The organism is Micromonospora sp. NBC_01412, assembly GCF_045040215.1.
Classification (GTDB): Bacteria; Actinomycetota; Actinomycetes; order Mycobacteriales; family Micromonosporaceae; genus Micromonospora; species Micromonospora rubida.
Window position 1 is genome coordinate 2278137 of record NZ_CP109528.1, and the last position, 11954, is coordinate 2290090.

The 11954-nt window shown below is 67.0% G+C and carries 14 protein-coding genes and 1 pseudogene; 5 read left to right on the forward strand and 10 right to left on the reverse strand.

Translation table 11 applies throughout. The features are described from left to right. Positions 1 to 265: 265 nt before the first annotated feature. Entirely contained in the window at positions 266 to 760 is a 495-nt protein-coding gene (locus OG617_RS10275; RefSeq protein ID WP_405100728.1) for a GNAT family N-acetyltransferase, read from the reverse strand. A gap of 71 nt (positions 761 to 831) precedes the next feature. Between OG617_RS10275 and OG617_RS10280 the strand changes: the two genes are divergently transcribed. Then, entirely contained in the window at positions 832 to 1662 is an 831-nt protein-coding gene (locus tag OG617_RS10280; RefSeq protein ID WP_396677192.1) for a M55 family metallopeptidase, read from the forward strand. Positions 1663 to 1930: 268 nt separating this feature from the next. Beyond that, positions 1931 to 2230, forward strand: a complete 300-nt coding sequence (locus OG617_RS10285; protein WP_405100731.1) for a TetR-like C-terminal domain-containing protein — start codon at positions 1931 to 1933, stop codon at positions 2228 to 2230. Between the two features lie 86 nt (positions 2231 to 2316). Here the strand turns inward: OG617_RS10285 and OG617_RS10290 are convergent, their stop codons facing one another. Further along, entirely contained in the window at positions 2317 to 3054 is a 738-nt protein-coding gene (locus tag OG617_RS10290; RefSeq protein ID WP_405100733.1) for a hypothetical protein, read from the reverse strand. Between the two features lie 41 nt (positions 3055 to 3095). After that, positions 3096 to 3311 (reverse strand): hypothetical protein, encoded by a 216-nt coding sequence (locus OG617_RS10295; protein WP_405100735.1) that lies wholly within the window; start codon positions 3309 to 3311, stop codon positions 3096 to 3098. 1228 nt (positions 3312 to 4539) lie between these two features. On the opposite strand from OG617_RS10295, the gene OG617_RS10300 reads away from it, so the two are divergent. Further along, positions 4540 to 5055, forward strand: coding sequence for a fascin domain-containing protein (locus tag OG617_RS10300; protein WP_405100737.1), 516 nt, complete (start codon positions 4540 to 4542; stop codon positions 5053 to 5055). A 49-nt stretch (positions 5056 to 5104) separates the two neighbouring features. On the opposite strand, the gene OG617_RS10305 is transcribed toward OG617_RS10300, so the two are convergent. From OG617_RS10305 to OG617_RS10315, 3 genes and pseudogenes are all read right to left on the reverse strand, one after another. Beyond that, positions 5105 to 5884 (reverse strand): transposase family protein, encoded by a 780-nt coding sequence (locus tag OG617_RS10305; protein ID WP_405103608.1) that lies wholly within the window; start codon positions 5882 to 5884, stop codon positions 5105 to 5107. A gap of 471 nt (positions 5885 to 6355) precedes the next feature. Then, positions 6356 to 6688: a hypothetical protein gene (locus OG617_RS10310; protein WP_405100739.1), complete on the reverse strand. Its 333-nt coding sequence runs from the start codon at positions 6686 to 6688 to the stop codon at positions 6356 to 6358. Positions 6689 to 7134: 446 nt separating this feature from the next. Beyond that, a pseudogene (locus OG617_RS10315) lies at positions 7135 to 7386 on the reverse strand (hypothetical protein); the annotation flags it as partial. Positions 7387 to 7606: 220 nt separating this feature from the next. On the opposite strand from OG617_RS10315, the gene OG617_RS10320 reads away from it, so the two are divergent. Beyond that, on the forward strand, positions 7607 to 7837 hold the full coding sequence (locus OG617_RS10320; RefSeq protein WP_405100741.1) for a GntR family transcriptional regulator: 231 nt from the start codon (positions 7607 to 7609) through the stop codon (positions 7835 to 7837). A 33-nt stretch (positions 7838 to 7870) separates the two neighbouring features. Here the strand turns inward: OG617_RS10320 and OG617_RS10325 are convergent, their stop codons facing one another. The 3 genes from OG617_RS10325 to OG617_RS10335 all read right to left on the reverse strand — a co-directional run bounded on the left by OG617_RS10325 (position 7871) and on the right by OG617_RS10335 (position 9853). Continuing rightward, on the reverse strand, positions 7871 to 8380 hold the full coding sequence (locus OG617_RS10325; protein ID WP_405100743.1) for a hypothetical protein: 510 nt from the start codon (positions 8378 to 8380) through the stop codon (positions 7871 to 7873). A 358-nt stretch (positions 8381 to 8738) separates the two neighbouring features. Further along, positions 8739 to 9449: a hypothetical protein gene (locus OG617_RS10330; protein WP_405100745.1), complete on the reverse strand. Its 711-nt coding sequence runs from the start codon at positions 9447 to 9449 to the stop codon at positions 8739 to 8741. A gap of 263 nt (positions 9450 to 9712) precedes the next feature. Next, positions 9713 to 9853 (reverse strand): hypothetical protein, encoded by a 141-nt coding sequence (locus tag OG617_RS10335; protein ID WP_405100747.1) that lies wholly within the window; start codon positions 9851 to 9853, stop codon positions 9713 to 9715. Positions 9854 to 10114: 261 nt separating this feature from the next. Between OG617_RS10335 and OG617_RS10340 the strand changes: the two genes are divergently transcribed. Continuing rightward, positions 10115 to 10423 (forward strand): hypothetical protein, encoded by a 309-nt coding sequence (locus tag OG617_RS10340; RefSeq protein ID WP_405100749.1) that lies wholly within the window; start codon positions 10115 to 10117, stop codon positions 10421 to 10423. A gap of 11 nt (positions 10424 to 10434) precedes the next feature. Here OG617_RS10340 and OG617_RS10345 read toward each other — a convergent pair whose 3' ends face one another. Continuing rightward, entirely contained in the window at positions 10435 to 11748 is a 1314-nt protein-coding gene (locus tag OG617_RS10345; protein ID WP_405100751.1) for a tyrosine-type recombinase/integrase, read from the reverse strand. Positions 11749 to 11954 lie beyond the last annotated feature (206 nt).

Consider the following 11954-nt stretch of genomic DNA (forward strand, 5'->3'; position numbering starts at 1 on the left):
CGCGTTCCCGGGTTCCACGTCTTGCTTCATTTGGCGAACACTCGGACCAAGTGCGCCAATCACGGAAACTCATTGAGTGCGTCTAAAGTCGCGTGGCGTTTTACTCCGGGGCAGCACACCACACTGGAGCAAATATCGAAAGGGACCTTCATTTTCCGGACCCCCACCCGGCCGTTCCCCACCCCGGCACGGCGGTCCGACCCTTTCAAGGCGCCGACGGGCCATCGACGCGCTCGCCCCGGCCACCCGGGCAGCCCTCCCACGCTCACCCCGGCCGGTCGACCGCGTACCTGACCTGACGCGCACCGAACTCCTCGAACGCGTCGACTCGGGTCATGCCCAGAGCCTCGAGCAGGCGCACCGACCGGTCGTTCGTCTCCTGGGTGACCGCGATCAGCCGGGCGTCGTCCGGGAACCGCTCGAAGGCCAGGCCGACGGCCGCCGCGCACGCCTCCCGGGCGTACCCCCACCCCCACCACTCCGACAGGAAGACGTACGACAGTTCGAGCTCGCCCGTGCGGTACCGGCCGAGATGACACCAGCCGACGACCTCACCGAAGCGCAGCGTCACCATGAACCCGCCGATCCCGCCGCCGGCTCGCCGCTTCGCCACCACGTCGTCAGGCAGCGGACCGCCGAGGTGACGCCGCATCAGCGGGTCACGCCACATTCGTTCGAGGACCGCCAGGTCGGCGGGCCGGACCGCCCGCAACACGAGCCGGTCCGTGCTCACCACCGGCGCGGCCGATGCTCCCACCATCGGCCCATCCTCCCTCGTCCGCCCGACCTGCGGAGCCCGAGCGGGACGGCGGATCGCGTTAGGGTGGGCCGATGGCGAAGGCATTGATCTCGGCCGACATGGAGGGCATCTCCGGCATCGTCCATCCCACGGAGACCAACCCCGACCGGTACGACTACGAGCGTGGCCGAGCGCTGATGACGGCCGACGTCAACGCCGTCGTCGCCGGGGTGCTGGAGGCGGAGCCGTCGGCGGAGGTCGTGGTGGTCGACGCGCACGGCCCCTTCCGCAACCTCCTGCTAGAGGATCTCGACCGGCGGGTGCGGCTGATCCGCGGCAGACCCCGCCCGCGGGGCATGCTGGCGGGGCTCGCCGACGACGTCGATGCCGTGCTGTTCGTCGGCTACCACGCCCGGGCCGGCACCGGCCCCGCCGTGCTCGCCCACACGATCAGCGACGCCGTCCTCGGGGTGCGGCTCAACGGGCGGGAGGTCGGCGAGATCGGTCTCAACGTCGCCCTGGCCGGTCAGCACGGCGCCCCGGTCGTGCTGCTCAGCGGCGATGAAGCCGCCTGTGCCGAACTGCTGGAGCTGGTGCCCGACGCGTCGACCGTCCCGGTGAAGCGGGCGCTGGGCCAGCTCACCGCCGAGGTGCTGCATCCGGCGGTCGCGCGCGACCGGCTCCGGCACGGTGCGGCCACCGCGATGGGGCGACGGGCGCAGGTGCCGCCCCTGTCGATCAGCGGTCCGGTGGCACTGGAGGTGGATCTGTACAGCCCTTCCGCCGTCGACATGGCGACGCTGATCCCGGGCGTCGAGCGCGCCGCCGGCGCGCGGACTGTCACCTTCACGGGCCGGGACGTCGCCGAGGCGTACGACGTGGTCCAACTCCTCGTGCAGCTCGCCCAGGTCAAGAACGGCTGACCCGCCCTCCCAACCCACGCCCGCCCTCCAGCTCCGCGATCTTGCACCTGGGGCCCTTGATTCGTGGCTTTACGCCCCATTCGTCGGAGCCACAACTGCAAGATCACGTGTGTTTGGGCGAGGCTTCGCCCATGACTGGGTGGCTCACCTCATGAGGGCATCGTCGGCGGGTAGTGCGGTCGGAGGTTGCGGCGCACGACGTCGGCGACCCGCTGGCGGAGCTCGCCGCCGCCGGCTTGCCGGCGGAACACGCACCGCGTCGCGCCTGGTGTCCCCGGTCGAGACCGGCCGGTCCCACCCTCACCTGTACCGGCTGATGTTCGCCACTCCGGCGGCCGACCCGACAGCGGCGGTACACACGGCCCAGCGCGCCCACGACCTGTTCGTCGAGATCGTCGCCGGGGTGGTGGGCCCGGCACAGGCGCAGCAGTACGGTGCACTGCTGGTCACCACCGCGCACGGCGTCACCAACCTCGAACTCAGCGGCCACCTGACGTGGGACAAGTGGCACGCCATCGCCGAGGACCTGGGCGACCTGCTGATCGGCCTGCTCCCCCGGACCGCATAGGTCCAGCCGCAGTGGACAACACGCCGGTCATCGCCCCAAGCGGACCCGCTGCCCCGGACGGTCGATTGTGTCCATCACTTTGCGCGCTACAGCGTCGTCCGAACCACCTCGATGAGATGCCAGATCGCGACGTTCGCCACGGTCGACACCGTGGCGGTCATCAGCAAGACCCACAATGAAACCAACTGTCGGCGACGCCGAAACGCCACGAGCGCGGCCGCCGCAGCAAGAAGGAACTGCACCGCCGCCGACCCGACCCGGGCCCAGACGAAGGAATCCACGGGACCGACCCAGATGAACAGGACGTGAAAGATTGCGTAGGCGGCTTCCCCGGTGAGTAACCCGAACGCGACGCCGAGAGCAACACTGGCGTTACGGGCCGAGCCGACCCTGACGACGTTCGCGAGGCAGCCCAGGACCAATCCGCCGAACAACGCGCCGACCAGCCAGAAAGCCGACGCACGCGCGACGGAGATGAGTCCGTCGAGTGACACCGCCCCCTCCGGACCCGAACTGCTGGATCCGTGGTACCACCGCCGACTCAGCGAGACGACGAGGCCGTAGTAGATCAGGGTTGCCAGAACGAGTGTGCCGACCCCGGCGACGAGAGCAGATCTGAAGGTCGCAGCGAAGTAGCTAACGGCGAGGGCCACCACACCCCAGGCGAATCCTGAGCTGACGGCCGGCACGAGGAACCTGCCCACGGCTTCCGGCGCAAGGTCGACACTGAACGCTGTCACTCCCAGGGCCACGCCCGCTAGCACCGGTGGCAGCGCCTGACGCCGCGGGACCGAGCGTCCGTTGAGGGTCTTCAACTCCGTCACTTGGACCCCCGGTCAGCTGAGCTTCACGACATCGCAGTCTCTCAGTCCTCCTCCGGCATGGGCCACACGTCCCGAGAGTCGCTGAAGGCCGCTCCCGCCGGCGGCTCGACCAGCAGTGACTTCATCCCGCGCGGAAGAGAGGCGACCCCACGTCTCACCGACCGCCCGAGCCAGGCCGCCAGGTACACCACCGCGAGAGCTGCGGCCAGGCCCAACACCGACAGCACCACGAAGGCGAACACCGCGGTGAAGATCACTCGAACATTCTCGCCCAATGGGAGCTGGGCCGGCCATCGGGCACATCCACTCGGCATGGAACGAGTACGTCGGTCTACTTGACCTCGCGTTCGCGCCGAAGGTGCCGCATGCCCGAGTCGATAACTCCGCTGGCGCGAGGCCGCTTCAGGAGCAAGCGAAAGAGCTGCTCGGCAAGGTGGTTGCACTGTGAGGCAAGGTGTAATCCTCTACGGCGCTCCCGCAACCGGAAAAGACACAATCACCGCTGAAATAGTCGGCCGATACCCGCGATTCGTGCACTTCAAGCGGCTAAAGTGTGGGCCCGGGAGGACGGCCGGCTATCGGACGATCAGCCCAGATCAAGCAGATAAGTTACGGCATGAACCGGGGGCGATCTTGTGGGAGAACACTCGATACGGCGCAACCTACTTCGTTGATCGCTTCGGGCTTGAGCAGCTATGGGAGTCAGGCCGAGTGCCAGTCGTGCACCTTGGCCAGATCGAGGCGATTGAAGCTATAGCCGACGGCACCGAGGCGAACTGGACTGTAATCGAGCTATACGCCCGGCCAGCTATACTCGCCAGCCGCATCCGGTCGCGCGGCACCGGGGACGAAGACCAACGCTTTGCGGCTGTCAAGCAAACACTTCGCCTGCCGGTCGCAGACATGCGGATCGACACCGAGGCTGTGTCAGTCAGTGAAGCGGCTAATGCCATCGAGCGGCTTATAGATCACTCATAACGCAACGCCCGTCACCCGCCAGCACGGCTAATACTCCAGCAGGAGATCCGTTTTAGGGCTCTGTGAGTTTCTGTCTTTGGTAGTAGCTGGTCTTGGCGGCGGCTTGATGTCGCCGCCGGAAGATGGACCAGCATTAGCCCTATCCGGTTCCCAGGCCGAGCGGGTTTGCCGTTTATTGTAGCCGACCGTTGCTCGGCATCGACTCGCCCACAGGTCAACAGCGGTCGAGCGTCAGCGCCAACCGCACTAATTAGTTGGCGGATTCGGCGTGACCAGAACTACTGGTGGAAAAGACGCGACGCTGATCGCGCTCGCTCTCGGCTTTGGCCAACCGGCACCGCCAGTCCTCGCCGCTCGGGAGAATCCCGGCATGGTGTTGCATTTCGGTATTGTCGCATCCGTCCACCATCGTCGTTACGTTCGCCCTTCGCCAAACGCCAAGGTTTATCTCTCCGTGACGATCCGACTATCGTGAGTGAGAATTCCCGAAGAAGGAGAGGACCTCTCATGCCGTTGTCAGTGGCGGACCTCGCGGCGCCCGGAAAAGCACCGATCACGATCCTGTCGACGACCTTTCCGAACGTGTATCTGCGCATGGACGGCACCGGGGTGACGACCTGGAACGGGTCTGGCAGTGGGATCGTCAACTGTCAATTTGGCGCGGGACCCTACGAGAAGTTCAAGGTTCTCCCGCAGGCCGACGGCTCGTTCGCCTTCGCGTCGGCGACCTTTTCGAACGTGTATCTGCGCATGGACGCCGCCGAGTTGCCGCAGATCCCCGGGGGGCCGGGCGGTGGGACCGTCAACTGCCAGGTCCACGTGGGTACCCACGAGACGTTCAAGCTTCTCCCGCAGGCAGGTGGCTCGTTCTCCTTCGAGTCGACGTTGTTTCCGAATTCGTTTCTGCGCCTGGTCGGCTTCGGGGTGACGGCCTCCACCAACGGTGGCGGTGGGGTAGTCAACTGCCAGTTCGGCGCCCCGGGTGGCGATCACGAAAAGTTCTTTCTCAACGTGGCCGCCTAAAGGATGTCTCGTAACTCGGTGAAGGCGTTGCCGGTCAACGGTGGCGGCGTCACCCGAGCAGGATGATGTTGTGGAGGTGGGCGATGCCGGAAGCGGTGTAGGTCAATGTGTGGGCGGCACGCCGGTAGTCGCGCAGGATCTTGAAGGTCTTCATGCGGGCCAGGGCGTGTTCGACCTGCGCCCGGACCCTGCGGTGTTGCTTGTTCAGGTCGGCCTTCCAGCCGGGTAGTTCACTGCCGTCGGCGGGTTTGCGGTACGGGATGATCACCTCGGGGTTGCCGCGGTAGGCGCCGTCGGCCATGACCGGCCGTCCGGCCAGTTTCTGGTCGATGCCGCTGGTGCGGTAGACGATGGTGTCGTTGCGGTTGCCCGGCTGCGGGTCGCCGAGGGCGACGACGAGGCGGGTGTGGGCGTCGATGGCGACCTGCAGGTTCGTGCTGTAGCGGTAGTTCTTGCTCTGTGCGGCCAGCCGGTGGTCCCGGGTCGGGATCAGGGTGCCGTCGACGATCGCGATCTGGTCGACCCGACGTCGGCGTACCGGGGCCAGGGCGAGCAGGGGGCCGAGGGTGTCGATGACCCGATGGGCGGCGGAGTGCGACACCCCGAACAGTGGTCCGATCTGTCGCATGGTCAGGTTGGTGCGCCAGTAGGTCGCGACCAGTAGCACCCGGTCGGCGAGGTCGAGTGACCACTGCCGTCCCGGCCGCCCGTCAACGATCGCGTCCCCGCCGCGTTCGGCGACCAGCCTGACCAGCCTGCAAAACTGGGCGGGCTGCAGCCCGGTGAACGGGAAGATCCACTCCGGGCGGACTGCTGTGATCACCTGCACCACGACATGATCCACCATGGACCCGACACCGAGTTACGAGACGTCCCTTAGTCACGGCCCCGTCAAGTCCCTGGAATACCTTGACTAAACGGCCCTGACCCGAACCCGCCCGACGCATCGCCGACGTCATCGCCTGGTCCATCTTCCGGCGGCGACATCAAGGGCGGGCCTGCGGCCCGCCGCCGTGCCCGCGCCGGGGCGCGCGTGCGGCCTCCGGCCGGTCACGCCCCGGCGCACGGCGTACCAAGAGGAGCGGGTGACAGCCGCAGCCGCCGGAGGCGGGGCACCCGAGATGCCGGAGTGCGCGCAGCTCCCGAACGCCGACCGCGACAGCTACCGCGAGGGCGGCCGATCGGACAAGCCCATCGGGGTACCCCGGCGCTAGCTAATGGCACTTCGATCAGAGCCTCGCTACCCGGTGGCAGGCCGTAGCAGCGCGGCAGCAATCGCCCCGCCCTAGCGGCCACCGCACTAGCGGGCGGCCTTCTTACGGATGAGCCGCGCGTACTGGAAGACGTAGAGCAGGGCGGTCACGAGGCCAGCCACCAGCAGAATCATTATCACGCTGAACAGCACCGTATCGCCCGTGGAGCGGGGCGGAAAGACGTCCTTGACGAGCCAGCCCACGCCCAGCCCCAGCCCCAGGCAGGCGTGCATCGCGGCCCGCAGGCGCGGCAAGGGCTGCGGACGGCCGAAGATCCGGGGCACCGCCGTGCCGCCACGGCTCCTGGCGAGCAGCACGGCGGCGACGGCCAGGTTGGACGCGGCGGCCACGACGGCCAAGACCAGGTCCACGAATCCCATGGGGCCACACGCTATCGCACGGATGCCCGCGGCCGGGATCAGCTGAAGTTGAACTTCCCATAGTGGATTGACGCGGCCGGCAAGCCCATCCGGCGGAAGGCGCGGGACAGTTCGTCTATCAATTGGCATCTATATAACGAGCCCGGGCTGTCCTACCTACTCCTAGAACGGACGCCGCCGGAGTCTGGCTCCGAGGATGACGTGTAGTGGAGATCCGGCAAGCCCCGAGCATGGGGGCGGTGCCCGCGGTTGCCGAGGAGGCGACCCCCCGCGCCAGCTCCCACCGAAGTCCAGGTCAGGTCAAACCCTGCACCTGGGAAGGGGCGAGGGCCGCCGTGGTCGGGGTGATCGGCCAGGAGCCGACTGCGTAGCCGGTCCCGGTCAGGTCAAGAGCGCTGCTGTGGCGGTGTCCGCCGGGTGCCGGGCCGTGACACGAGAGCCGAGTCCGACCCCGGGTACCCATCAGAGCGGCGGACGCGCTGGAGACCCGCCAGTCGTACGTAGATCTCTCGCTTAGCGACGGCGTGGCCCTGGCCGTCGAGTTGGTAGCCGGTGACCCACACCCAGCCCGGGTAGTTGGGTTTCGGGCACACCGAGATCACTCGAAAGATGAAGGCCGGCTGTCTCGCGAACTGCACCGACGCCTCTCGGCTGATCAGCAGCTCTTCACCCGGCGTCGGGGACCGAAGGTGGGCCATGGCCCGTGCGTCAGGAGACACGATCTTCCTCCCTGCGGTGGCCCTGCCCCGGCCGGTTCGAAGGAGCCCGGCCGAGGCAGGGGTACCGCCGTGCCAGGGCGAGTTCGGGTCCTCTACGACCAGCACAGCGGGATAGCCGCACCATATCCCAACCGGTTCATGGTGGTCCATGGTCTACCAAGACTGACCAGTGCCGTCCCTGCCCGCATACCGTCGAGACGTGATCGACCCCGAAGGACCGGTGCCGGTCTACCAGCAGTTGGCCGCGATCCTGCGCGAGCAGATCGAGCGCGGAGACCTGCTGCCCAACCGGCCAATCCCGAGCGTGGCCCGACTCCAGCAGGAATACGGCCTGGCCCGCGGCACCATCCTGCACACGGTTCGGGTGTTGGTCGCCGAGGGCCTGGTCTACGTGGTGCCCGGGAAGGGCACGTTCGTCAAGGCCCACTAAACAGACGCCGGACGGTCGGGGGTTGGCGTCCGCTCAGCAGTGACTAGTACGGATGTAGCCACCGCACCAAGCCGGAGCCTCAACCGTCCAGACCCGCCACCCGCCGTAGTCTTTTCGGACCTCGAAGCGCCAAGGGTGCCGACTACCCACCAGCGACACCCGATCTTGCCACCAGACCGCATGAACCTCAGTGACGACCAGGACGACACCACCTCGGACGTGGTCGACCTGCAACGGACCTGATTCCAGCTTGCTCGGCGGGTTTGCCGATCTTGACATCTCTACCCGGTACGCGCGCCACTGGCCTACCAGATCATCGCGGCGGTCGGCGGCAAGCACTCGACGAAGCCCGCCATCATCCCCGCTACTCAGCCGCAGCAGATAGACGGCTACCGCAGCATCCGGGGCCTGCTCCCCCCGTTCCGCCTCCACCTGGGCTCTCACCGCCCACGCCGCAGGAACGGCCAGCGCACCCGTGCACGCCAGAACGACGAAGGACAGAAGAACCCAGGGCCAGCGCTTCGAGGGTGCTTCCCGCTTCACGCCGAGCACCCTAGTGATCTTGAGCTAACTTGATCAAGCTCACCCGAGTCCACGGACGGACGCCCGACCATGATCAGCGTTCCCGCCATGTTCCCGTGGAGGCTCGTAGACGGCTAGACCGCACTGGACTCGGCTAGATCAACGAGAACGGCCCCGTGGTCAGCGTTTCCGCTGGTCACAGGGCCGTTCTTGCACCTGGTGGCGGGTGAAGGATTCGAACCTTCGAAGCTTTCGCGACGGATTTACAGGGCGTCCGCGATCTTGCTTCGGTCACCCCCGTTGAGCTGCTGTTTCTATCCTCCAGAGAGGTGACGGCTGGTCAGCCGCCCACCATCTGCCCACGCCCACAACGTCCAAGTCACACAAACAGCCAGCGGAATCCCGTAATGATCACCACCAGGATGGCGATCCCCCAGACGACGTTCCGACCCGTGGCGCCGAAGATCAGGTAGGCGATCTGCGCGATCAAGAAGATCGAGCTCAACACCAGGTCTACGAGCAGCAGCACAAGCGTGAGCGCCAGACGCAGCAGGAACCAGACGAACCCCAGACCACACCACTTGTCGATGGTGGAATCGTCATAGGCCCAGCGCGTCAACACGAAGGGTTTGTAGATCGAAGACTCCCAGCCCTGATCCCACTTCGCGCCGGTCTTGGCCCAGAACGAATCGCCGCCCTCCTTCACCGTGGCTTGATCCACTCGCTTGAACTGGATCTTCTTCACCGCGCCGTCGGTGATGTCGATCAGGACTTGCCCGTCCTTCACCTGGATCGTGGTCGTCCCGTTCACGACCACCGTGAGCTGCTCACGGCCAGCTTGGACCCTGAACACCTTGTCGAACCCGGTCTTGCCCTTCTTGCGGTCGCGAAGCAGGACATAGATCGTGCTTCCGTCTCGCGGCGGGAGGGAGTACTCGGCGCCGATCGAGAACTCGCCGATGGGAGTAACGAAGCTCGTTTCGCCCTCGACAGCCACGCCATCGGGCCCGAGCGTCAGCGCTACCGGCAGCAGCGGAGGCTTGTAGCGAACCTTGCCCTTGGTTTCTGGATCGCAGCCAGCGAGCGCCAAGGCTAGGAGCATGAGCGCCACCAACGCCGCACGACTGCGGGATGAACGCGCTTGAGCGGTCCGCGGGCCTGACGGACGAGGCGTGGGCGGCACCCGCCTGATGGCGAGATCAGCCTTCAATGTGTACCGCCCCCTTGACCCACGCCTCTCAGCGCCCAGCCAGCCACCGTCAGTTGCCACATGGTTACGAGTGTCCCGCAATTGGTCAAGGCACCTTGGGTCGGCGACGCACGGACGACAAAGCCTCCTCTGTACTCGGGCCCTCATCCGAGGGCGTCGCCGATCTTGTCGTTCATGGTGTCGTCTCCCCCGTCGATGCAGTTGGCGTAGATGCGGAGCAGGACGGCAACGCCGTGGCCCAGGCGCCGGGCGACCTCGGTCGGCGGACCGCCGGGCACATCCATTCGGCAGGCGGATATCTCGGAGACAGCGCCGGCTCGGCAGCGGACCATGTACCGATGCACAGCGAGGATGCCCTCACCCGCCTCCAAGACGCCGCCATCCTCTGGAGCGTCGGACCGAGTACGGCGGCCGACGTAATCCAGGCAGCCTGTGACTGCCTCGTTGCAGGCGTAGACAGTCCAACCCTTCGAATCCTGGCAGGCGTCTCGCCAGCCCGAGGCAGCGAGAATGAGGAGTTGCGCCGTTGGCTCGAAGGTGCACTCGTGGAGCTTTCCCTGACCTACTACCGCGAGGGCAGCCGAGAGGGCGAAGAGGAAGCCGTCCGGATCATGGCCCGACGATTGCTCGCACAGACCATCACGCCTCGCGATCTCACAGAATGGGCATACAAATTCATCAGCTGGGATGGCACTCCCCTGGCAGACGAGCTGATCGCCCTGGACAACGCCTACGAATACGCAGACGCCGTCCACGACGGGCAGCCGTACACCAGCACCGCGACCGCGGACATCGACGCGGAAGTCATCGGCGAAGCTCGGCGCTTGGTAGGCAACGCAGCCGAGAGCAGCTGAACCACAGACGTTCATCCGAGCGCATCGCCGATCTTGTCGTTCATGGTGTCGTCTCCGCCGTCGATGCAGTTGGCGTAGACGCGGAGCAGGACGGCGACGCCGTGGCCCAGGCGCCGGGCGACCTCGGTCGGCGGGACGCCGGCATTCAGCCAGAGCGACGCCGCCGCATGCCGCAGGTCGTAGGGACGGCGGGCGAGCGGCGAGGCGGCCTGCGATTCGGTCAGCGCCTTCTCGCGGGCGAGTTTCCACCACCGGTCGTAGACCGACTCGGAGAGCGGCCCGCCGTGTAGGCCCCGGAAGAACCGACCGTCCGGACCGACCCCGTGGTTGTCGACGTGTGCGCAGAGCAGCTCGACGAGCCGGGGCGGGATCGGGACGGTCCGGGTCTCTTGCCGGCCCCGGTGCTTGAGGCCGCGCCGCTCGTGGGAGCCGCCGTCATCGGTCCAGTGCGACCCGGCGCGTGGCGAGGTGCCGGCGAGCACCAGGCGGCCCCAACGATGTTCGACCTTCTCGTGGTCACACGATCCCGAAGGCTTGACCGCCGCCAGGTCGTCGAAGTCTGTCCCGCAGCCGAGGCAGTGCCCGGGTAGGTCGCAGTCCTCTCGCCGCAGGTCCGCCGCTTCCGAGGGCCGCATGCCCGCGTAGTAGAGGCAGCCGAAGAAAGCCGTCACCTTGTCGGCCCGTTTGCCGAGAGATTTCACCGCCTCCAGCAGCGTGGCGACCTGGGCCGGGTTCGCCACCACGCGCCGGTCGATGGACTGGGCGACTTCGGGGGCGGTCCACTGGACGCGGTCGACCGGGTTGGAGGCGATCAGCTCCAGCTCGACGGCGTACCCGAGGGCGTTGTAGAAGGTGGCCCGCTTGCGCTGGACGGTCGAGGCCGCCGCCGGCTTGCCGTCGAGGCGTACGCAGAGGCTGTCGAGAAGCCGGCGGACCATCGCGGGCGAATCCAGCTCGACCACCAGCAGCGACGCGGTTTCCAGCCAGGCGAGGGCCGCCGCGTGGTCGGCCGGGATCTCGTCGGACCAGCGGCGCGGGTTGAGGCCGTAGAGGTACAGCGCCTCACGCAGCAGGGCGTCATCCGGTCGGCCCCGCTTCGCCGGCCGGGTCAGGGTCACCGTGATCGAGGTCAGCGCCTCGACGATCGACCGCCGGGTCTTGGCCGCCGCCCGGGGCCACTTCATCTCGACGTACGCGCGGCTGTGCGCGTACCAGGTGGTGGGGTTCTTGGTTCTCGCGTCGGAGACCGGGCGGCCGGTGGCCGGGTCGAAGGGCTCCCCCGCGTTCGCCGCCTGGACCAGCTCGGCGCGGAACGAGTGCGCCATGATTCCGGCAGGTAGTTTTGGCCCCACTGGGGCAAGTTGATCTGGTGCCACCCGGCGTCTGGGTGGTGGTCTGGCAACTTGTTTTGGCTCCACACGGTCGTCGATGTGTGGGTAAGGACCGAACGGGGTTGGACAACTTGTTTTGGCCCCACCACTGGCTGACTGTCCTGATGCGACACGCCGGGGCGGCGGGAATGCCGGGCGTC